The sequence below is a fragment of the Eubacterium ramulus ATCC 29099 genome, assembly GCF_000469345.1.
GTDB classification, from domain to species: Bacteria; Bacillota; Clostridia; order Lachnospirales; family Lachnospiraceae; genus Eubacterium_I; species Eubacterium_I ramulus.
In genome coordinates this window covers 25,881-49,912 of sequence record NZ_KI271175.1, presented here as the reverse complement: position 1 = coordinate 49,912, position 24,032 = coordinate 25,881, and the positions used below count along the sequence as shown (strand labels likewise).

Annotated in this window: 12 protein-coding genes; all 12 read left to right on the top strand. The window is 48.4% G+C overall.

Annotation, left to right across the window (positions count from 1 at the left end; translation table 11 throughout):
- A partial coding sequence (locus HMPREF0373_RS17055; protein WP_021740269.1) for a cadherin-like beta sandwich domain-containing protein occupies positions 1-2,076 on the top strand: 2,076 nt, incomplete at its 5' end.
- 86 nt (positions 2,077-2,162) lie between these two features.
- Entirely contained in the window at positions 2,163-5,861 is a 3,699-nt protein-coding gene (locus HMPREF0373_RS13275; RefSeq protein WP_021740268.1) for a cadherin-like beta sandwich domain-containing protein, read from the top strand.
- 79 nt (positions 5,862-5,940) lie between these two features.
- Positions 5,941-7,188, top strand: coding sequence for a cohesin domain-containing protein (locus tag HMPREF0373_RS13270; protein ID WP_021740267.1), 1,248 nt, complete (start codon positions 5,941-5,943; stop codon positions 7,186-7,188).
- A gap of 156 nt (positions 7,189-7,344) precedes the next feature.
- Positions 7,345-9,618: a hypothetical protein gene (locus HMPREF0373_RS13265; RefSeq protein ID WP_147597898.1), complete on the top strand. Its 2,274-nt coding sequence runs from the start codon at positions 7,345-7,347 to the stop codon at positions 9,616-9,618.
- An 87-nt stretch (positions 9,619-9,705) separates the two neighbouring features.
- Positions 9,706-10,641, top strand: coding sequence for an AAA family ATPase (locus HMPREF0373_RS13260; protein ID WP_021740265.1), 936 nt, complete (start codon positions 9,706-9,708; stop codon positions 10,639-10,641).
- Between the two features lie 12 nt (positions 10,642-10,653).
- Positions 10,654-11,823: a DUF58 domain-containing protein gene (locus HMPREF0373_RS13255; RefSeq protein WP_021740264.1), complete on the top strand. Its 1,170-nt coding sequence runs from the start codon at positions 10,654-10,656 to the stop codon at positions 11,821-11,823.
- Positions 11,824-11,895: 72 nt separating this feature from the next.
- Entirely contained in the window at positions 11,896-14,310 is a 2,415-nt protein-coding gene (locus HMPREF0373_RS13250) for a transglutaminase-like domain-containing protein (protein ID WP_167618700.1), read from the top strand.
- 23 nt (positions 14,311-14,333) lie between these two features.
- Positions 14,334-19,295, top strand: coding sequence for a GumC domain-containing protein (locus HMPREF0373_RS13245; protein WP_044964468.1), 4,962 nt, complete (start codon positions 14,334-14,336; stop codon positions 19,293-19,295).
- Positions 19,296-19,399: 104 nt separating this feature from the next.
- Complete coding sequence (locus HMPREF0373_RS13240) at positions 19,400-20,785, top strand: prenyltransferase/squalene oxidase repeat-containing protein (RefSeq protein WP_044964465.1); 1,386 nt, start codon at positions 19,400-19,402, stop codon at positions 20,783-20,785.
- 15 nt (positions 20,786-20,800) lie between these two features.
- Positions 20,801-21,445, top strand: a complete 645-nt coding sequence (locus HMPREF0373_RS13235; RefSeq protein ID WP_021740260.1) for a DUF4430 domain-containing protein — start codon at positions 20,801-20,803, stop codon at positions 21,443-21,445.
- Positions 21,442-22,323, top strand: a complete 882-nt coding sequence (locus HMPREF0373_RS13230; protein ID WP_021740259.1) for an energy-coupling factor transporter transmembrane component T — start codon at positions 21,442-21,444, stop codon at positions 22,321-22,323. Before HMPREF0373_RS13235 ends, HMPREF0373_RS13230 begins: the two co-directional genes overlap by 4 nt.
- Complete coding sequence (locus tag HMPREF0373_RS13225; RefSeq protein WP_021740258.1) at positions 22,296-24,029, top strand: ABC transporter ATP-binding protein; 1,734 nt, start codon at positions 22,296-22,298, stop codon at positions 24,027-24,029. Before HMPREF0373_RS13230 ends, HMPREF0373_RS13225 begins: the two co-directional genes overlap by 28 nt.
- Positions 24,030-24,032 lie beyond the last annotated feature (3 nt).

Genomic DNA, 24,032 nt, shown 5'->3' with positions numbered 1-24,032 from the left:
ATGATCTTCGTTCCGCTGGGCGGCGGTATCCAATGCTTTAATGCTTCTACATTGGAGTCTCTCTGGTGCTACAAAGGAAGAAAAGGTTCCTGTAACAGCCCGATCCGTTATGACAACGGAAGGATTTATGTGGGATTCCAGCAGGGTGATTTCGTGTGTCTGACAGCGACAGATGAAGATCCGTCTGATCAGACAGAGATGAAGACTGCATTATGGACCAATTACAGTACCGCAGGTTACTGGTGGGCAGGCGCATGGACGAATGACAACTATGTATTCTCAGTAGACGCCGGCGGTGCACTGATGGTTATGGATAAAAATACTGGTGTGACAGTACAGCGTATTCAGACAAAGGCTGATAAAGTAAGAAGTGATGTTTCCTATTACAATGGAAGAATCTATTTCTCTACACAGAGCGGATATCTCTACTCTTATAACCTGACAGCAGATGGCAAGGTGGATTTGGAGAACCTGATCGAGCCGTTATACTTTGGTGGTGCAAGTACCTGTACACCGGCCATCTACAACAACCGTCTCTACATCGGTATCTCTGGTGGAAGTGCCTTTGGCGAGGACGGCGCATCTATCCTGGTAGCAGATATCAACCCGGAGAACGGTGCCATGAGTAAAGCTTATCTGGTTCCGACCAAGACTGATTTTGGTTACTGCCAGACATCCGGACTGATCATCAACGGTTACGAGGATGAGACAGGATATGTATATGTATACTTCCTGGTAAACAGTGCAAAAGGTTCCCTGTACATGGTAAAAGATAAACCGGGCATGACAGAGGCTGATCCGGAGAGTGGATTATTGTATACGCCGAGCCATGAGCAGTATTGTATCGCAAGTGCGGTAGCGGACAGCGACGGAACAATCTACCTGAAAAATGATTCCGCATGGCAGATGGCATTGAAACGTTCCAATGCATACTTGAAAAATATTGAAATGATTGGTGGCAATGCAGTGCTTGATGGCGGAAAAAACTTTGCAGGCAGCGTGGCAGAGCACTGGTTTAATGTGGATCAGGGTACGGAAAAAGTAACATTAAATCTGACTGCGAATGAGGGCACAGAAGTACGCATTAATGGTGTTCAAGGTGCAAAACAGGATATTACCTTAACCGGAGACAATACAAATGTAGAAGTTACACTTGTAAATGGTGAAGATACCAGAGTTTACAATTTTGCTATTTACCGTGGCCCGACATTGAGCAATATGTATGTATATACTAGTCCAAATAATGGAATGGGCAAGAACTATGTGATGGATCCGGAATTCAATCCAGTAAAGACAGATTATCTTGCAGGATATAGTTCTGCAAAGGAGATTATGAGCGGTTATGTATGGTTTGTTAAGAATAATAGCACAGATACAATTAAGGCAACAGCCGTAAGTGGAATTGATGATTATAACGGTGGTACATTGCCGGAAGGAACTGAGCTGAATATTCGTACAAACTATAAAGGAGAAACATTTGTCGAAGTAGAGTTTGCTGAATATGGGGCAGGAGTTGCCACTACAGCTGCGATAAAACTTACCGTTACTTCTGCAGACGGAACACAAAGCAGGGATTATCTGATTACTCTGTATACGAATGATGCACTGCCAACCTTGACATTAGGTGAGAATGCAGTTGTTGAACGTACAGATAATGCAGCAAAAGTAGCTGTTACAGCAAACAAAGCAGGTACATTGTACTATCTGGCACAGGAAGCTGATAAAGCAGCCCCGGACGCAGAAACCATCGTAAAAGAGGGCAAGGTTGTAGATGTTGTTGCCGGTGAGAATACGTTAGAACTGACAGGCCTGACAAAAGCAGGCTATAACGTATACATGCTTCTGAAACAGGAAGATGGAAAAGCATCCAGAATCCGCAGCGTATCTCTGAAGGGACTCTGGACACTTGGTGATGTCAACAAAGACGATGTCGTAGATCTGACAGACGTAGCCGTATTACTGGACAAGATTACAGAGAATGAATCTGTATCCTTATCCACCGGTGATATCAATGGCGACGGTGTTGTTGATATGACAGATGTTTCTGTTTTATTAGATACGCTGACCGAGAAATAAACATCCAGAATATCTGAACAATTGACGCAGCCAATTGATTCGGAAAAGACGACAGCAATTTTAGAACAGACTGAGAGGAGAACCAAATGACAGGGAGACAGAAGAAAACTACAAAAAGGCTAGCATGGCTGCTGACACTGTTCCTTGTCATTTCGGCCATCCTTCCACAGCCCATGCAGGCGGCGGTGAGCAGCCAGACAGGACAGGTTGTGATGGAGGGGATCCGTCTCAGCAAAACAAGTCTGGTGATGAAGACCGGGGAAAGTAAGACCCTGACGGTATCTTTCCTGCCGGAGAATACCACAGAACAGCCGGATGTTATCTGGAGTTCCGATGACACAGATGTAGTGCAGGTAACCCAGGATGGAAAGACAGCCACAGTGACAGCACCGGAGGGCGAAGGCGGCACAGCCGTCATTACAGTAAAGGTTGGAACTTATACTGCCACCTGCCGGGTACTTGTGACCGTACAGGAGCCGATGCTGGAAAGTATGGTATTTATGCAGAACAGTTCCGGAAGCAACCGTTATGAACTGACGGAAGCAACGGAGGGTGTGCGGGAATATACCCTGCGGGTGCCGGAGAGCACCAATGTGGTATTTGTCAGACCACAGCTGCGGGATGATGCGCAGAATGCACAGATCACAGCCAGATTCACAGACGTGACTTCCGGACAGGAAGTGGCAGTGAATCTGCCGTCGGATGAAGTGACATCCCTGACCAGTGCTTCCACCGGAAGACTTCTGAAAGCTTACAATATTGAGCCGAAGGATCTGGTTATCGAAGTGAAAGACGGAGAGAATCAGGAGAACTATCATATTCAGGTGGTGCGTGGCACGTATCTGGGCGGCTTTACACTGACAGATGATGAAGGAACAAAGCTGGCATACACACCGGCATTTGACAAACGGACATTTCAGTATTCCCTCCATGTTCCGTCCAGCAGAAAGCAGATCCATCTGTCTATGACCGGAGCGGAGAAGACAAGTACCTGTCTGACCGTAAACGGAGAAGCAGCGGAGGATGGTGCGTATACGGTGGATATCGCAGACCGTACCGATGGTCAGATCCGGCTGGTATTGCAGGCTGGAGACGGAACACTGTCATCACCTTATGAATATGTGGTGACCGTTTATGTGGATGAGATCTGCTATGTATCCGTACATACAGAACCGGCGGATGCCGTTGTTTCCATCTATGATGCGGATAAAGTGAAGATCGATCCGAAAAATGGAACATTTGAACTGATCAAAGGTGCCGCTTATTCCTATACGATATCGGCACCGGGCTATCAGTCACAGTCCGGAACCTTTAAGGTGAAGGATAGTGAAACAAAACAGATTACATTAAAAAAAGGCTCAGACAGTCAGCAGGAACAGCTGAACGCAGAATGGGGCAGCTACTGGAAGACGGAGGACAATCAGAACATCCTGGAAGCCCAGACACCGGAATCTCTTTCCGGTGCAGAAGTAAAATGGAAAAAACAGTATGGTACATACGGGGATTATACCAACAGCATCAGCGATGGTATCCTGGTCGAGCAGTACATCTGCAGTTTCCAGGGACAATATCTGTATTATCTGGACCGGAACACCGGGGAGACCGTGAAGTCCGTAAAGATGCGGGGCAAAGGCAACAGTGCTTTTACAAAACCGCTGTATGCGGACGGTATGATTTTTGTTCCGCTGGTGAACGGAAGAATTCAGGCATTCCGAGCAAAAGATCTGGAATCGCTGTGGCTTTATACGGATGTCATCGGAGGAAATACAGCGACCGCACTCCGATATGATTCCGGATATCTGTATGCAGGATTTGCAGATGGCAATCTTGTCTGTCTGAACGCAGCAGATGAAAATGTGGATCAGAAGGATGAGGACAAGACACCAATCTGGCGGAAGTATGACAGCGGCGGTTATTACCGCAGCGGTGTTTATACCGGTGAAACATATCTGTACGCCTGCGGCCGTTCCGGCAGTCTGTACTGCCTGAATAAGAAAACCGGAGAAACCGTACAGACGCTCACACTTTCCACCGAATTGGGAGCACCTTCCAGTGCCATCAGTTATGCATCCGGCAGCATCTATTTTTCCACAGAGAACGGATATGTATGTGCATATCCACTGACAGAGGACGGATTGCCGGATACAGAGCATGCACAGCAGATCAGACTGGATGACACAATCTGTGGAACCCCTCTGATATATCAGGGAAGACTTTATGTGGGAAGTGCCGGTAAGGATTCGTATGGCACAATTCACAGTCCGTATCATCTGAATGTGGTGGATATCGGAAAAGACGGTACACTGAGCCTGGCTTACCAGATGAATGTCAGCGGATTCCCGAAAGGAAGCGGTACACTGACCACAGCTTATGAAGAACAGACCGGATATGTCTACGTATATTTTACGACAGACAGTACAAATGGAAGTATCTATCTGCTGAAAGATAAAGCAGGGCTTACCAGCCCGGGCGAGGGCAGCGGGCTGCTTTATCAGCAGAGCGAGGTCTATGGAAACGGCAGCGGTACCGTGCTGGCAGATAAAAATGGCAATCTGTATGTCCGGTATGAATCCGGTTGGATGTATGCCATCAAATCTTCCTCCCTGTATCTGGAAAATGTTATCATTTCAGACGGAAATGCCGTCGTTGATGATGGCGGAGCGTTTGACGGGCAGGCAGAAAACCATACGGTGATCCTGGATGCAGGAACTTCTGAGGTTACTATGAAGTTTGAAGTGTCTGATGGAACGCTTGTGACGGTGAACGGTAAGGAAGGAGCAGAGCAGAAGATCCGGCTGGTGGACGGCAAAGCAGAACTTTCCGTAATGCTTGGCAGAGAGGGACAGACCAGAACGTACCGGTTTTCGATTCATACGAAGAGCAGTGACACCAGTCTCAGTCAGCTGCAGGTCAGTTTTTCCACTATCGTGAATGTATTTGAGATGGAAATGGAACCCGCATTCCAGCCGGATATCACGGAGTACAATTCTTCACTTTTCGGAAGTGGAAAGGACAGAGAACCGTATTATATCTGGCCGGTAGCAGCAGACAGCAAGGCGACGGTTAAAGTGACAGCAGTATATGGTGTGGATGGGGTCCGTTCAGGACAGGAAATCACACCGGCCACGGCAGCTTTTGATGATCAGATCCGTGCCCGCTACAAAGTGCGGCCGTTATCTGAGACAGATCCGGCGCGTATCTGCATTACAGTGACAGCAGAGGATGGTGTGACTACACGCAGCTATTATATAAATCTGTACCGGAACAATGACTGGCCGGAATTTACCATTGACCGGGAGAATGTGACGAATCGTACCGCAGATTCCGTGACACTCCGGATCCATGCGAAGATTGACGGGTATCTGTATTACCTGCCGGCCTACCGTGGGGCGTATGCTGATATTCCGGCTGCCAATGAGGTGAAGTCCCAGGGACAGCGTATTGCGATCCATGCAGGAGACCAGGTGGTGACCATTCCGGGGCTGGGAAAAGAGGAATGCACCCTGTATCTATACGAAATGAGTTATGCACAGCGTTTCAGCAATGGGGCGCAGCTTGATATCGCAGCATATACCGGTGGAGATAATCCGCCGGATCCCGTAACACCGACTCCGGGAGATCTGAATCAGGACGGAAAAATCGATATGACGGATCTGTCGTGGATACTGGATGCCCTTACTGCGGGCAGGAGCGTAGATCAGACTATGGGAGATCTGAACGGGGATCATGTAGTAGATATGACGGATGCGGCGATTCTGATGGATCAGATTACCGCAGCGTTATAAAATGATGTAAGTAGCAAAATTAACTTTTGACACGCACATCATAAAACAAAAGGCACCAAAAAAGAAAAGGAGAAGAATCATGAAAGTCAGAAAGAAATTGACAGCATTGCTTGGCGCAACCGTCATGGCAGCAGCAGTAATGTTTGCAGCAGGCGGAACTGTAGATGCAAAGGCAGCAGCAAGTTACAAAGTAGACTGCTCAACAGGAGATGTCAGTGCTTATATCGGGGAAACAGTGGAAATCCCGGTAACTGTAAAAACGGAGCAGAAGCTGAGAGGTTTTCTTGGTAAATTAAAAGGAAACTACGATGAAACTGTACTGGAATTTGAGGGACTTGAGAAAAAAGATCTTCCGGAGAAAGCGATGGTATCCACTGCGGGAGGAAATTTCTCTTACCTGACATCTGCAAAAGATACTACCTTCTCGGAAGCAACGTTTGCATTAAAATTTAAAGTATTAAAATATGTAGATGATCCGGTAGAAGTAGCGATCAAAGGTCTGTATTTCACGGACGGCAATGAGAGCACAGCTCCGGTTGACCTGACTGCACATGTAACAACCAGAGACAAAGCAAGAGAGTTCACAGGTCTTCAGGAGAGAGAAGACGGTATCTACTATGTAAAAGAAGGCGAAGTAGATACTACTTATAACGGACTTTACAATGATGCTGTTTACGGATGGCGTTATGTCAAAGCCGGTAAAGTAGATGCTGAGTACACAGGTCTGTACAATGACAGTGTATGCGGCTGGTGGTACATCAAAGACGGTGCGGTAGATTTTGATTATACAGGGCTCGCTGAGTGTGAGTATGGCTGGTGGTATGTAGTTGGTGGAACCATCGACTATGGCTACACAGGACTGGTATATGACAGCAACTATGGCTGGTGGTATGTAGAGAATGGCAATATCAATTTTGGCTACACAGGTCTGTACAATGACAAGAACTGTGGCTGGTGGTATGTAGAGAATGGAACCATCACATTTGCGTTCACAGGGCTGACAGCAAACGAATATGGCTGGTGGTATGTGGAGAACAGCACGATCACATTTGTACGCACAGGACTGGTATATGACAGCAACTATGGCTGGTGGTATGTAGAGAACAGTGCGATCAACTTCGGTTACACAGGACTGGTATACGACAGTAACTGTGGCTGGTGGTATGTAGAGAACGGTGCGATCAACTTCGGTTACACAGGACTGGTATACGACAGCAACTGTGGCTGGTGGTATGTAGAGAACGGTGCCATCAACTTTGGGTATACAGGAACTGTAAGAAATGCATACGGTGTATGGAATGTAGTTGGAGGAGCAGTCAGATTCTAACGTGAATAAGCAAGTAGCGTGGGCAGATTGCGAATAATTATCTGACAATTATTGCATACACATCATTTAGATGGACACAAGGAAGTAAAAAACAGGTTTGTTTCGGACTTTGCAACCGGAACAAACCTGCTTTTGTCAAAAAAACAGGGGAATTTCATGAACAGACCGGGAAGTAGAAACAGAAAAAATAAAAAGAAAATAAGAGGAGCACTGGCGGGAGCCGGAATTGTGGCTCTGGTTCTGGCGCTGATGATTTCTTTTGGAAAGACAGCCCCGGAAAATCCCATGGACAGGAACCGTGCGGATGCATCACGGATGTATCTGCTTTCCTCTACGCTGGATATGGACATGGATCAGCTGGCGAATATCGAAAATGCAAATATTAATGCAGGTGATTCCGCCAATCAGGCAGAACAGGAAGAACAGCAACAGGAAGAAGAGAAACAGGAACAAAATCAGGATACTCCTCAGCAGGAGCAGCAACAGAATCAGGATACACAGAATCCGGATCAGAATATAAGCGATCCGAATATCCAGAACGCAGTGGCTGCCGATATTCCAGGCAGTCTGATGAATCTGATCCAGAAAAACCAGAGCGGCGGCAGTGGAAACGGAAGTTCCGATCAGCCGGGCGATGATCAGGGCAATGGTTCAGGCGATGGAACTACCGGGGGCAATTCCGGAATTCCATCCGATGGTGGTCAGCAGACCACATTGAATCCGTCACAGTCTGCGGCGTTATTTACCACAAGCCTGAAGGACGGAGATGAGGTGACAGATCCGGAGTATCCGTTTACCGTGGATCTGACCGAAAAAGGAAAACAGCTGACATTGGTCAGCATGACAGTGAATTTGAATGGAAGCGGGCGGATCTGCAGGAGCAGGGATTCGCTGACGTTAAAGGAAGGTGCAAACTCGGTCTATGTCACAGTGCGTTTCCGTGACAGTAAATATAACCAGATTGATGCATCGACTAAAATATATACGATCTATTACTACCCGGAAAACGAGGTGGAACTGGTAGTAAGAAATGCAAGGACAGGTGAGTACATCAATGATCAGGATGCACTGACGGTGATGCAGGATTCTTTCTGGATCGAAGTCCGGGCGAGAAAGGCTTCCGGTGGTGTCATCAATGATGTGGCAGCCCGGGTGCGTCTGAATAACAAGATACAGAAAGCAGATTCTGACGGTATCTACCGGATGGGTCTGACACTGGGAAATAACCAACTGAAAGTAACTGCCGGAGAAGGGGGCAACACGCAGAAGACCCTTTCCTGTACAGTGAATTATAAGATCGATAACTTTATGATAAGCTTTGAAAGTTCGATCCGGACAGAGAAGATATCTAACAATCCGGGTATCGGCGATAAAGTATTCAAGGGAATCACGAAGCTGAAATATGCCTCCACATCCGGTGATTTTTCTTTCCGGGTACGCAATTCCACGGTAACCGGTGTGGAGAAGATTGACAAAATCCAGATGACAAATCGTTACGGTACACTGGATATCACAGATCTGGCGGGAGCGGACGGATACATCCAAATTACTCTGGATGCGTCAAGAAGCACCGACATTAAAGTATATTGTACGGATTCTGATGGGGAACCACAGTGGTACACCTGGTCTGTCACCTATGAACGGGTACTGGATCCTGCAGAAAACCAGAGAAAGGCACCGGTCATCCGTGCTGATGTTACAAATGAGACAGTAAACAAGAATCCGTTTATCATTCCGATCAAGGTATTCGATTATAACGGAAATGAGTTAAAGGCAAATCAGAATTTTACACTCTATCTGAACGGAGCATATCAGGACTATCACAGCCGTGAGACGGATGGTACATATGAGTACAATCTGGTTCTGACAGAAGGACCGAATACTGTGGTGATCAAAGCTGTGGACAATGAGGGATACACGGCAGAGAAGACGCTGACGGTTACTTACAATCCGGTGGCGGAAGAGGCAAGGGTGCGTGTGATCGTATCCGGTGAGGTGCTGGGACTTGGTACTATGATCGATGAGACAATTACGGCGAAATCCGATCAGACGGTGGCACAGATCGTGGAAGATCGTCTGGCAGCACATGGTTACAGTACGATTCATGACGGTGTGGCGGATGCGGACAGCTATTTCCTGCGCCATGTCATGAAGACCGGTATCACAGACGGATGGAGCATTTCTGCTGAGGAACGGTCACTTCTGGAGATGCTGGGGTATGATATTGCAGAAGGTCCGAAGAATCCGAACAGTCTGGGAGAACGAGACTTTACCGCTGGTTCCGGCTGGATGGTGACGCTGAATCACTATTATATTGCGCAGACCATGGGAACACGGCCAATCCGTGACGGAGATGAAATCCATCTGATCTACACGCTGAGTGTGGGTAAGGATATTGGAGTGGATACAAGTTCAAGTATCTATGATTAAACAGGAGGATCATGTTTTTCACAGGTGATCGCAGGACATCTGTAAAAATAATGACAGAATAACAGGTTTATAAGGGAGGCAGACAGAATGAACAGTCGTACAGATGCGATCATAAATGAGATTGAAAAAGTAATTATCGGAAAAAGAAATGTTGTGGAGCGTGTGCTGATGGCAATCTTATCAGAGGGGCATATCCTTCTGGATGATGTGCCGGGAACCGGTAAGACCACACTGGCACTGACGTGCTCTGTGGTCATGGGGGTACAGTATCAGCGTATGCAGTTTACACCAGATGTTGTGCCGTCGGATATCGTTGGATTTTCCGTGTATAACAAGGCAACCGGCGGGTTTGATTACAAACCGGGCGTAGTTATGACCAACCTCCTGCTGGCAGATGAAATCAACCGTACGTCCAGTAAGACCCAGTCGGCGTTGTTGGAGGTTATGGAAGAAGGACAGGTGACCGTGGATGGTGTGACACATCAGCTGCCAAAACCGTTTGTAGTGATTGCAACTCAGAATCCGGTTGGTTCTGCGGGAACACAGCTGCTGCCGCAGGCTCAGCTGGACCGATTCGTGATCCGTCTGCAGATGGGATATCCGGATTTCAAGAGTCAGGTGGAAATCCTCAGAGACAGACAGAAAGTAAATCCGCTGGATCATATCAGCAAAGTGATCTCAGGGGAAGATATCATTGCCATGCAGCAGGAAGTGCGTGATATCCATGTGGAGGATTCCATTCTGGAATATGTCACTGCCCTGGCCACAGCCACCAGAGAGCATGAACTGATCCGTCTCGGAGTCAGTCCGCGAGGTGCCCTGGCAATTGTGCGTATGGCAAAGGCACATGCGTATCTGGAAGGCAGAACGTATGTCATTCCGGAAGATGTACAGCAGATTTTTACCGATGTGTGTGCCCATCGAATTATTTTGAACCCGAAAGCAAGAGTTTCTGAGTTGTCTGCGGATGATATTCTCAGACAGGTCATGAAGCAGACAAAATCACCGGATATGGGCCGGTAACAGGAGGAGACTATGAAAAAGTCCAGAGTATTATGGGGACTGTGGTTGTTGATGTCGGTGATTTTTTGTATGGCGACTGACAGTATGGCAGGATATCTCCTGGTGCTCCTTTCTGTAATCGTTCCGTTGCTGGCGGCTCTTCCGGTACGCCGGGCTGCGAAAAGGTTAGAAACAGAACTGACAATTTCAGCTTATGGAGAGAAAGGCACAGCATTTGCAGGGAAAATCCTGCTGACAAATAAAAGCCTGTTTCCCACAGACCGGATTCTTTGCCGTGTCAGCTGCGAGAATCTTTTGACCGGTGAGAAAGAGGTGATCTCCATTCATATGGCAGCACCGTCCAGAAGCAATACAGATACAGAGTTTCTGCTAAAGAGCCGACACGCGGGCAAGGTACGCCTTTCCCTTCAAAAAATGATCTGTTATGACTCCTTTGGTCTGTTTCCGGTAAAGACAGTGCCATCCCGGGAGATTTCTGCATTTGCACTGGTGGTGCCGGAGAGTTTTTCTCTGGAGACACAGATTGCTTATGGAGAGAGTACAAATATGGATAGTGATGAGTATTCCATGAAAAAGGCGGGCTACGATCCATCTGAGACGTTTGCGATCCGTGAATATCAGCCCGGAGACCGGATCCGTCAGATCCACTGGAAACTGACGGAGAAGTTTGACAATCTCATGGTGCGGGATTATGGACTGCCAATTCAGAATACGATTCTTCTATTGTTGGAGACCGGATATGGTACAGAGGAAGCAGATGCGGATTGTCTGGATGCACTGGCAGAGGCATTGTATTCTGTCTCACAGGAACTGTTGAGTCAGCAGATTATTCACAGCATCGGCTGGCAGAATCACGAGGAAAATACTTTTCAGTGTGTGGAAGTGGAAACAGAGGAAGATTTGAACGCACTGCTGCCGGAATTGCTGGGGGCCGTACCGGGCAGAGATGGCATGAGTGTTGCCGATCATTATATGGAAAGCCGGGAACAGCTGGAATTTGCACATATGGTGATTTTTTCACAGGCGCATCAGGCGAGCCTGGGCGGATTGGCAAGTCAGTGTATTCTGACGGAAGTGATCTGTTCCGGAGAGGCAGCCGGGTATGATCAGCAGGATGGCATTGCGATTTTGGGCGGAACACCGGAGAATCTGCCCGAGACACTGTCGTATCTTGAAATTTAGAGAAGAATGCAAAAAAATCAGATAGGGAAAATTGTAATGGATGCAAGAGACATCATGGAAAGATAAATGATTATGAAGAATAACAGAAATAGTAATAAAAAGAAAGGCGCGTTTTTGTTGCGCCCGGTACAGGTGCAGAATGGAAGGAAAAACCGGCTGACAGCATTTCTGACAGATGTCTGCTTTGTATGGCTCTACCTGGCAGGTATGACTTTCTGGCTGGAGAGTTCCCTGCAGCTTGATATCTCTATTGGAATCTGTCTGCTGGTGGCGCTGGCTGCAGCCCTGCTTCAGCAGCTGGCAGCCGGTGGATGGTCAGAGAATGGTGCCGGAAGACGATGGCTTGGAATTCTGAGCTGGTGTGGTGCCCTGGCGGTGATCGCCCTGGCGGCACATCAGATGTGGCTCAGTGGTATCCATCAGATCTGCAATCATGCAGTTGACATGCTGGGGCATCGGTTTCCATACCTGTTTTCATCCTATGCTGTGACCGTGGACACTTCTGCCGCACGGTATCTGGCAGTGTTCTGGGTGATGCTTTTGCTGGCACTGGCAGGCGGGTATCTGGTGCGCAGTGGAAACCGGATACTGCTTGGTATGCAGATTGTCTGTATGCTGGTTTTGCAGCTGGTGACAGGTATTGGTCCGGTGCAGATCCGCAGCTTTGTCCCGGTGTTGTGCTGTCTGATCGCTGTGTGGATGCGGGGGCATGGAGAACAGATTGCCGCAGGCAGACAGCGTCTGGCGGCATTGCAGAATGTTATCGGACTGGCTGTTCTGGCAGTTATCGTTCTGGCAGCTGGCAGTCTGACATTAGGAAAACTGGTGCCACAGGATGGGACGGTATTGTCGGATTGGAAAGCAGCAACCGTGGAAAAAATCCGGGATCTTCGCTACGGAGGCAGTAATGAAGTGCTTCCGGACGGAAGTTTTTCCGGACTGGGTTCCTTTCAGCCGAAGGGGGATGCAGTGCTGACGGTGACGATGAGCCAGCCGGAATCTTATTATCTGCGAGGCTTTATCGGAAGTGATTACACCGGGGATGGTTGGAAAGATACGGATGCGGTGAAACTCTGGAAAAGCCGGGATTTATTTTACTGGCTTCATCGGGACGGTTTTTACGGACAGGAGACATTGTCAGATGCGGCCTTGATTTTTGGCAGTGAGGAAGACCGGACGCAGAAGAATAACATAACCGTGAAAAACACCGGTGGCAACTCCAGATACTATTATGTGCCGTATGAGCTGGATAGCAGTGCAGATTCCGGTGTGCAGGCAGCACTGGGCGAACAGAAAATCGGAGACAGCACCATCATAGCAGACGGACTGCGGGGACAGCGGCAATATACATACCAGGCACTGCTGCCACAGATTACAAAATATCCGGTCTATACCACAGCATTGCTGGATACAGACGCACTGGATGAGGCAGGCAAAAATTATCAGAATCTGGAATCTTATTATAATGAATTTGTATATCACACCTACCTGGATATGCCGGAGCGGATCCAACGCACACTTTCTTCTCTGCTCGGGGAAGCCAAGATTCCGGAGGGAGAGAAACATGTGGACTATTCAGAGGCAAAGGAGAATATCCTGTATCTTCTGACATCGGCTTATACGGATAGCAATCAGCTGGATGAGCGCTGGACAGGAGATGATTTTATCTTTGATTTTCTGCAGATTTCGCAGAAAGGATATTCCGTTCATTTTGCAAGTGCAGCGACGATGATGTTTCGTTATTACGGAATCCCGGCACGATATGTGGAAGGATATCTGATCACGCCGGAGGATGCACAGGCGATGACAGCCGGAGAACCGTATGTGGTGGATGATACGCATGCACATGCCTGGGTAGAATATTATCAGGATGGTGTGGGCTGGTTGCCGTTTGAGACGACACCGTCCTATCTGGATATTATGAACAAGGCGGAGGATTATCAGAATATCAGCGGCGTGTCCGGCGGAAGTTCCCAGGATGAACAGGATATGGAGCAGCAGGAGGAAGAGAAACAGGAGGAAGAAGAACCGGATGAGAAGATTGACTGGGTACAGGTTCTGCTGATCCTTCTGGTGATCGGTATCTGTCTGCTGATCCTTGTGATGATCGCATTCCTGATCTGGGTGCTGGTACAGCGGCACAAGAGCAAAGTGCTGAAGCGGAAGTTTGATTCGGAGGATGCCAGAGAGGCGGTCAGAGCCATGTTTGAATATACGATGAATATTCTGGCGGCGGCAGGACTGAATATCCGGAATACTTCCCTGTATCGGTATGAGAAGCAGATCGCAAAGATGTTTGACGAAGAAACCGCAGCGGAGTATCATCATATTGTAGATATCCGTCAGGAAGCGGTGTACAGCAGCAATGAGATGACGCCGGAGCAGAAGGCGCAGATGATGGCCTTCAAGGAGAAAATTTGGAAGCGGATCTACACAAATGGAACTCTGATACAGAAACTGCAGTTGAAATATATTTATTTCTTATAGGGAACAGGAAGCGGGAGACAGCAATGAGGAAAAAACAGAAGATTTCAAAAGTGAAGAGAATAGGAACGTGCCTGGTGGCATGTATCATGATCGCGGCGATGACCATTACTTCTGTGCCCCTGTTTCAAACGGAAGTCCGGGCGGCGGGAGTATCCAATCCCTGGGACGGAAGCAGCAGGGAAGTACCGGAGACGGATGAAGACGGTACTTATCTGATCCATAACGGTGCGCAGCTTGCCTGGTTTGCAGATCAGGTCAACAGCGGAAATGGTGAGATCAACGCGAGACTGGAAGATTATATTTATCTGAATAAGTATAATACCTCCCACAAATGGGTGATCATCGGAGACAGCCAGGAGCATCCGTACAAGGGAACCTTTGACGGAAACGGACAGAAAATTGTGTACATGAATGTGGAGATCAATGGGAATATGCCGGAAAAACGCTATGCGGGTCTGTTTGGCGTCATCGACGGCGGAAGTGTCCGCAACCTGACAGTGCTTGGAAAAGTCATGAGTAACTATGCAAGCTATACCACCGACGGGGCCAACGACCAGTTTTACTCCGGAAGCGGCGGTGTGGCCGGTTATCTGAAAAACGGAAGTATCGTAAACTGTGTAAACTATACGAGAACCACCATGGAGGGAGATGCCCTGTATCGAAATGCGGGCGGTATCGCCGGTATCAGCGAGGGCGTGATCTCCCGGTGTGAAAACTATGGAAAGATATCCACCACGGTAGTGATCGCGCAGAACCATGTAGGTGGTATCGTGGGTCTGGTGTCCGGTGCCAATGCGGAAGTAACCACCAGTGTCAACCATGCCAATGTGCAGGGATATTATTGTGTGGGCGGTATTGCCGGAGCGGTAAAAGCCGGAGCGGAAGTACACCTGAGTGCCAATTACGGCGATGTCAAGGGTAACGGTATCATCGGCGGTGTGGCAGGACGGGTGTCCACCACCGGTATGTACAGCAATGGTACCGCAAAAGAATGTGCGGTTTACGATGTCTATAACTTAGGTCTGGTCAGTGGCTATGGAACCACTGCCGGAAGTGAGATGGGCGGTATCGTGGGCGAAGCCGGATATGAGAACTGGAAGCAGGAGGCACTGCCTCCGATGCCGGTGATTGAGCGGGCCTATTCCGTGCCGATCAGCAGTGGTGTGGCCAGAAACGGCGGCATCATCGGTTATCTGCTGAGCGGATGTTATGGAACGGTATATGCCATCAGTTCTTCCAGTTACGGACCGAATGTGGTGGGAGCCACTAATAACCGTGCAGTGAAGATCCTCGGAGAAGCACGGAAAGTGACAGAAGCTGAAATGAAAGGGGAAGTGGTGCTGGAAAAACTCGGCAGCGCATTTACCGCTTCCAATGCGTATGATACGGAGAACAAAGGATATCCGAAACTGGCATGGCAGAGTCTGCCATCCGAACTGTTGGATCGTATGGATGCGGCACAGTTGGAACTGAGTGGCTGGCTCACAGAGAACAACCGGAAAAAATATGGCAAGAATTATGTCAAGATTGAATCTCTGGTCAAAACATACAAAGAAAAATTGTCAGCGGCAGCGTCTGAAGAGGAACTGGATCAAATGATGGAGGAGGCAAGAGAAAAACTGACCGCCATCAAGCCGGGGGTCGGACAGGATACGGATCTGGCGGATGCCATTGACAATGGTATTATCGCCCTGGAAGAGTATCACAAGCGTCTGGTGAAAGAAAATCCGGATCTGACAGATGACCAGAAGCTGCAGCTGGAGAATGTGCTGACAGCATGGAAAGAAAAACTGGAGACAGCAGAGTCTGAGGATGATGTGCGGCTTCTGGTGCGTGACGGAAAAGATGCATTGGAAGATGAGATTGCATCATTTACTGCAGATAAGAAACTGGAAGAAGTCCGTGCCAATGCGGTACAGGTACTGACAGATTACCGTGCGTCTGAGACTTACGATGTGGTATGGATGCACAAGATCAAACTGGTTCGGGATGGATTTATCAGTGACCTGCAGAAAGCACAGACAGTGGCAGAACTGAACAAGCTGCTGGAGCAGGCGAAAAATGAGATCGACGCCATCATCGACCAGATTCCGGAGACCGGAGCCTGGGATGGTGTGACAAAGACAGAGCCGAAGGCCGATGAAAACGGAGTTTACCAGATCACCAGCGGTGATGAGCTGGCATGGTTTGCAGATCAGGTCAACCAGGGAAAAGGAAGCCTGAATGCCGTGCTCTGTAACGATATCAGTCTCGGTGGAAAATACTGGACACCGATTGGAAAGAGTGCGGATAAGACGTTTTCCGGAACCTTTGACGGGCAGGGACATGTAATCCGCGGTCTCTATCAGGATGTGGAAAGTGATTTTACAGGGCTGTTCGGCGCTGTCCGGGGAGCCGGAGCATCTGTCAGCCATCTGACGGTATCCGGTAATATCAAACTCGGTGGAAGAGTTACCTATGTGGCAGGAATTGCGGGTTATGTGGCAGGGAAGAACAGTGATGCAAAGGCACAAATCACAGACTGTCACAGCAAAGTCAGCATTACGGTAACCGGGATCCGTACACTGGACGCCGGTGTGGCGGGTGTAGCCGGATACAGTACAAATGCAAAAATCACCAACTGCTCAAATGAAGCGACAGTAGAAATCGTATCGGCAGGACGGGGTGGTCTGACGTATTACGCTGGAGGTATTGTGGGCGTGGCACGAACCGGCTGTCAGATCGAGGCTTGCACGAATAAAGGAACGGTCTGGTCTGCACATGCGGCAGGCGGACTGATCGGTGGTATTCTGACATCGGATATATCCTGTCGTTCCAGCTATAATGCAGGAGATATTTCCGGACTTTACTATGCAGGAGGAATCTGTGGAGTTATGCTGAATGATACCGCAGAATTTAACCGGTGCTATACGTCCGGTACTGTCAATGCAAAGGATTCCGGTCTGGCACTGGGTGCACTGTTTGGCAGGATCACCGGAAGTAAGGAGATGATTCTGTTTGCACTGAAGCGTGCGGACAATATTGGACGTACTCTGGTGGGAAGCTCCGGTGATTTCTCTGCCTGCGGTAAATTTGTCAGTGAAAAAGAACTGAAAAGCGATGATATGTTAAACAATCTGAATGCAGGCGGTAACCAGTATATCCACGATTATCTCGGATTCCAGAACGGTTATCCCATCCTTGCCTGGGAAATGACATTGGAAGATTTTCAGGCCGGTTCTATCTCGTCACTGAACAGCAGTGTCAGCGAAGCAGATTACACCGCAGAAAACTGGAAACAGGTGCAGAAGATTCTGGCGGATGCAGCAGACCGGATTCATCAGGCAGCGGATATGGAGGCAGTAGATGCCATTCGAACAGAAACACAGACAGCCTTAAAAGCGATTGAGACACTTGCCGGTGCACAGGAGCGGAAACTCCAGGAGGCGAAAGAGGAAGCTATCCACCTGCTGGAAAACTATGTGGATCTGGAAAGCTACCGGGATGAGGAAAAGAGCGAGATCCAGTCTCTGATCGCCAATGCGAAGAAATACATTCTGCTGGCAGATACGATTGCGGAAGTAGAACGGCACAGCAGTGAGACAAGAAGCAAGATTGACCGGATTCCGGATGCATGGCAGTATGAGCATCAGCTGGATATGGCAGCGGCAACCCAGGTGGACAGCTATATAATGAATATCGGTGAAGTTATTTATACACCATATGTCAAAATGTCCATTCAGATTGCGAGAACGGCATATGACAGTCTGACGGAGAGACAGAAAAGTATGGTAACGGCATATCAGATCTTGTTGGATGCTGAGAAACAGTGGGAGATTCTGGAAGCAGAAAACAGTTATACAGACGAAGATCTGGCACTGGCGGCAGAGGTGGATAAACTGATCGATGCAATCGGAAGCGTAACCGAGGACAGCGGAGAGGCAATTGAAAAAGCACGTTATGCCTATGACAGTCTCCCGGAAAAAATAAAAACGATTGTTTCACATCCGGAAGTACTGATACAGGCGGAGCAGACCTATAACCAGCTGAAAGCTTCAAAAGTCGTGGCAGCCATTGCCGGAATCGGAGAAGTGACGCTGGAGAAGAAAGAACAGATTTTTGCTGTTCAGGCGCAGTATGAGACACTGACGGAAATACAGAAAAAACTGGTGACGGATTATAACGTACTGGTGCAGGCAATCCGCAGATATCAGAATCTGGTGGTAGTACAGCCGGTAATCCAGCAGATCCATGAGCTGGGCGGAGTGGAGAGTATCACACTGGAGAGTGGAACAGCCATCATGGCAGCCATTAACATGTACAATGCCCTGACCGGTGAACAGCAGGAACTGGTGACAAATTATGATGTACTGGAAATGCTGATCAGAGTCTATGATTCGAAAGCGGCCATTGATCGTGTAACGCGGCTCATTGACAGTATTGGAGCGGTGAGCAGCGCAAGCGGTTCACAGATTCAGGAAGCAAGGGCAGCGTATGATGCACTGACGCTGGATGAGCAGAAACAGATCCGGAACCTGTCGGTGCTGGAGCATGCGGAAGCAGCCTATGCGGCATTGACACAGAATGGCGCAAATGCACGGCCGGGAACGGGAGAAGGAAATCAGGAGACACTGGAGAGCCTGCGAAACGGAGGCAATACGTTCGGACTCAGTGATCTGGCACAGAACGGCCAGAATATGACCGGGGAAGTGGCAGGAACGATAGAAGGAGTGCTGCCGGAAGAAGCCCATGATGCACAGGCGCAGGATCAGACACAGATTCCGGTGGAAGATACGCAACTTCCGGACTGGCTGGCCAGTCAGCTGGATGAGGGGGCAGCAGAGGACAGTACAGCGGTAAAGACGACCGGAAAGGATGGAACATACCGGACACTTCTGTCGGTACTGGTGATCGTATTTACAACCTGCGGCATTGTGACGATCGGTTTTGCGGTGGCACTGGCTGAGGCAGCAAAAAAACGAAAAGCAACACAGGTTCATTATTAGACAGCAGACCCGGGGCGGATGGATAATAAGCGATAAGAGAAGCATCCGGCGTAAGTCTGATATGAGATACAAGGTATAGAATGAGATCATATGAGGAGAGAGACATGAGAAAGGGCTACAAAGCAAAAAACAGGTGGAGCGCAGGATTTCTCCTGCTGCTCCTTGTGGCAGTCTGGCTGACTGCCATGCCGCGGCAGGTATGGGCCGCAGATCGGTTACCGGATGTAAAGCAGATGGAGGAAGGCATCGTGTCATGGAAGAGCAGTTCGGAAGGTGAGAAGGAACTGCTGACAGGAGAACTGCGTGATCAGGCCGGGAGCGCCGGCAGTGACTGGTTTGCGTTTGATGTGGCGCGCATGGGAAGTGCTACGGAAGAACAACGGGCAGCATACCTGGCCAGATTGCAGGATGCAGTGGAGGCGGTGTATGCAAACAAAGAAGACAGTATGATGAGATTACGGATTTCCGATATTCACCGTATGGCACTGACTGTCATTGCATGTGGTGGGGATCCGGAAAATTTCGGTACGGATCCGGATGGAAATCCCATCAATCTCATTCATGATACCGTATGGAACAGCAACAGCTGCTGGGGAGACCCGGGGGATCAGGGGATCAACGGTTATATCTGGGCACTGTTGACCATTGACGCAAAGAACTATCAGGAGCCGGAAGGCGCTGAGTGGACCAGAGAAAAACTGATCAGTGAACTGTTATCCCGACAGCTGGCAGATGGCGGTTTCGGACTGATCAAGACAGACCCTTCTGATGTGGATTTGACTTCCATGGTACTGACGGCATTGGCGCCTTATCGGGGACAGGACAAGACATATACTTATACCGGAATCATTTCCGGGCAGGAAGAGACATCCACTGTGGATGCGGTGGCAGAGAAAGCGTTTGCACGCTTAAGCGAGCTGCAGGCAGATGACGGAAGCATGCTGACTTACGATGAACGTACTTCCGAGAGTACCGCATGGGCGATGATCGCGCTGGCATCCTGGGGCAGAGATCCGGAGCAGGATGGTGCCTTTATAAAAAATGGTAAAACACTCATCGACGGTATGCAGGCATTTTGTCTGGCAGATGGTGGTATCATCCATAGCCTGGATAGCGATGAGAAAGAAACTGAGGGCAATAACATGGCCGGTTATCAGACGCTTTACGGTCTGGAGGCAGTGCGCCGTCTCTGGGAAGGACAGACGAGACTGTTCGAGATGACAGATGCACAGACGGTTTCTGCAGATGCCATTGCGGCAGCAGACAAGAAGCTTCCGGCACTGAGCGATACAGATACAACAGATACACGCAGCAGTGAGGAAGTGGAGGCGGATGTCAGCAACAGAACCTTATATCTGACTGCTGGTATTGCCGTTGTGATCGTTGTGGTGGTTGTGATTTTCCTTGTTCTGATATTAAAAGAGAGCAAAAAGAAAAAAGCGTCGGCACAGAATGCGCAGCTTGACGACGATGATGATGACGAGTGGTAAGGACAGGATGATGGCATGAAAAAAAATATTGTAATGATCGGAATCATGCTGGTACTGGCACTGGTTCTGATAAGAGGAACCAAAATTCAGTCCGTGGACGAATACTATCTGACGCATATGGAGGATATTCAGGAAGATTCCGAGACCGTTACGATCAGTATCAAATGTGATACTCTGCGTCAGCCTGAGAACTGGGAAAAACTAAACAAACAGTTGAAGGACGAAAAATATGTTCCGAACGATGGTGTCATTCTTCCGGAAACGACCTATGTACTGCGAAAAGGCGATACGGCATTTGATATTTTGAAACGCGCCTGCCAGTACAACAAAATTTCCATGGAATACAACGGTCCGGACACGAACAAGTACAGCACGGTGTTTATCCGCGGCATTAATCATGTCACGGACTATTCCTGTGGAGAACTGTCCGGCTGGATGTATAAGGTAAACGGCAGTTTCCCGGGGAAGGGACCAAGTGCTTATAAGCTGAAGGACAAAGATACGATCGAGTGGGTATATACCTGTGATCTTGGCAGAGATGTCGGAGACGACTATTATGAAAAGATAAAAAATCAGAAAAACAAAAAGAATGGAAACAAAACAGATTCTGAGAAACAAGACACAGAGAAAGAATCAGCAGGAGAGGGGGATGCAAAATGAATGGGTATGAAAGTTATCATCCTGCCGTACAGTTTCTGTACTATGCACTGGCTGTCGGATTTTCCATGGTCAGCATGCATCCGGTGGTGATCGCGGCATCCATAATTGGCGGAATGCTGTTGTTCAGCATCCGAAATACTCCTCGCAAAATTGTAGAAGAATTGTTTTTTTTCTTCTGTCTGTTTTTTATGCTGGCAGTGATGAATCCGATATTTATTCACAGCGGTGAGACCATTTTGTTTTTTATGAATGATAATCCTGTGACGCTGGAAGCACTGATCTATGGAACAGTTTCGGCCGGTATGCTGGTGGGCGTGCTGCTCTGGTGTAAATGTTATACGACAATTCTGACTACAGACAAATTCCTGTATCTGTTTGGAAAAATCATTCCAAAGATGGGACTGATCCTGTCTATGGTATTCCGGTTTATTCCGCTGTTTAAACTGCAGATCCATAAGATCAATCAGGCTCAGAAGACCATGGGACTTTATGCCACAGACAGTATTCCGGACAAAATCGGCGGCGGTATGCGTGTTTTTGACAGTCTGCTTGCCTGGTCGATGGAAAACTCCATTGACACGGCGGATTCAATGAAAGCAAGAGGATATGGTCTGCCGGGAAGAACCAGTTTTACACTGTTTAAGTTTCAGACCAGAGATGCCATTGTAATGGGGATCATGGGTGTGCTGGCAGTGATCACACTGTTTTGTTTCCTGAAAGGATCTTTTGAAATGTATTATTATCCGTATGTAGCTGATATCAAAACAGACCATCTGGCTGTTGTCGGATATGTAAGTGTTTTAATATTTATGTGTATTCCGGGTATTTTGGAATTGAAGGAGAAAGTGTTATGGAGTTACTTAAAGTCGAAAATCTGACTTTTACATATCCGAAGCAGAATCCGGATGCGGCTGAGCCAGAACCGACGCTTCAGAATGTATCTTTTCAGGTGCAGGAAGGAGCGTTTGTGGTGGTTTGCGGAGAATCCGGATGTGGCAAGACCACGTTGCTGAAACTGCTGAAGCGAGAGCTTGCCCCGGCAGGAGAACGTTCTGGGAACATCTGGTTTCACGGCGTGGAACAGGCAGCGTTGACGGAACGGGAAGCTGCCTGTGAGATTGGATTTGTTTTACAGAATCCGGAGAATCAGACAGTAACAGATAAAGTCTGGCATGAACTTGCGTTTGGGCTGGAAAATATGGGGGTACCGACCCCGGTCATTCGTCGTCGAGTGGCAGAGATGGCATGTTTTTTTGGAATTGATGACTGGTTCCGGAAAAAAACCACAGAACTTTCCGGAGGTCAGAAACAGCTGCTGAACCTTGCAGCTGTCATGGTCATGCAGCCAAAACTGCTGATATTGGATGAACCGACAAGCCAGTTGGATCCGATCGCAGCTTCTGACTTTATCAATACACTGCGAAAAATCAACAAGGAACTTGGTCTGACCATCATTATGACAGAGCATCGTCTGGAGGATGTTTTCCCGGTGGCAGATCAGGCGCTGATCATGGACCAGGGCAGAGTCTTGTTGATGGAGTCGCCGCGGCAGGCCGGTAAAGATCTGAAAAAACTGAATTCAGATCACAAGATGCTGGTTGGTATGCCAAGCGCCCTGCGGATTTATCATGGACTGGATGTGGAAGAGGAAGAGTGTCCGTTGACTGTCCGTGACGGGCGGATGTTTCTGGAAAAGAATTACCGCAATGAAATCCGTCATTTTGAACGGAAGAATGAGACTGTTTCCGAGGATGCACCGTTTGTCATGCGCATGAAGGATATCTGCTTCCGGTATGCGAAGGATCTGCCGGATGTGCTGGATGGAGTAGCACTGTCCGTACGCCAGGGCGAGATTATCAGCCTTCTGGGTGGAAACGGTGCAGGCAAGACAACACTGTTGAAAATCATCTCCGGAACCTGCAAACCGTACCGCGGCAAAATTGAGGTATTTGGAAAGCGTCTGCAGAAATATTCCGGAAAAGAGCTGTATGTGAACAAACTGGCATTTCTGCCACAGAACCCACAGACTGTATTCTTAAAAATGACTGTGCGGGAAGATTATGCGGAAGTGCGAAGAACCATGGGATACAGCAAAGAACAGATGGCACAAAAGACAGAGGAGATTGCTGCGACGCTGCACATCGAACACCTGCTGGACCGCCATCCGTACGATCTCAGCGGCGGCGAGCAGCAGAAAGCAGCCATTGGAAAAATTCTGCTGCTGCAGCCGAAACTGCTTCTGTTAGATGAGCCGACGAAAGGCATTGATGCCTGGTCCAAACGGCAGCTTGGAATGCTTCTGAAACAGTTGAAACAACAGGGCATTACTATTATCATGGTAACCCATGATGTGGAGTTTGCAGCAGAAGTTTCTGACCGCTGCGGACTGTTTTTTGATCATGAGATCACATCTCTGGATGTACCGGAGGAATTTTTCTGTAATAATAACTATTATACGACGGCAGCCAACCGTATTTCCCGCAAGGCTTTTGATAACACCATTACCTGTGAGGAAGTCATTGCTTTGTGCAGGCAGAACGGAAAAAAAACGGATACTTCTGTACAGATGCAGGAGCGGAGGTAGCAT

Bases quoted from the DNA above. Each gene is read 5' to 3' on its own strand.
- HMPREF0373_RS13265 (WP_147597898.1), top strand. From the start codon at position 7,345: ATGAACAGACCGGGAAGTAGAAACAGAAAAAATAAAAAGAAAATAAGA.
- HMPREF0373_RS13255 (WP_021740264.1), top strand. From the start codon at position 10,654: ATGAAAAAGTCCAGAGTATTATGGGGACTGTGGTTGTTGATGTCGGTG.
- HMPREF0373_RS13240 (WP_044964465.1), top strand. From the start codon at position 19,400: ATGAGAAAGGGCTACAAAGCAAAAAACAGGTGGAGCGCAGGATTTCTC.
- HMPREF0373_RS13225 (WP_021740258.1), top strand. From the start codon at position 22,296: ATGGAGTTACTTAAAGTCGAAAATCTGACTTTTACATATCCGAAGCAG.
- HMPREF0373_RS13260 (WP_021740265.1), top strand. From the start codon at position 9,706: ATGAACAGTCGTACAGATGCGATCATAAATGAGATTGAAAAAGTAATT.
- HMPREF0373_RS13275 (WP_021740268.1), top strand. From the start codon at position 2,163: ATGACAGGGAGACAGAAGAAAACTACAAAAAGGCTAGCATGGCTGCTG.
- HMPREF0373_RS13250 (WP_167618700.1), top strand. From the start codon at position 11,896: ATGAAGAATAACAGAAATAGTAATAAAAAGAAAGGCGCGTTTTTGTTG.
- HMPREF0373_RS13230 (WP_021740259.1), top strand. From the start codon at position 21,442: ATGAATGGGTATGAAAGTTATCATCCTGCCGTACAGTTTCTGTACTAT.
- HMPREF0373_RS13245 (WP_044964468.1), top strand. From the start codon at position 14,334: ATGAGGAAAAAACAGAAGATTTCAAAAGTGAAGAGAATAGGAACGTGC.
- HMPREF0373_RS13235 (WP_021740260.1), top strand. From the start codon at position 20,801: ATGAAAAAAAATATTGTAATGATCGGAATCATGCTGGTACTGGCACTG.
- HMPREF0373_RS13270 (WP_021740267.1), top strand. From the start codon at position 5,941: ATGAAAGTCAGAAAGAAATTGACAGCATTGCTTGGCGCAACCGTCATG.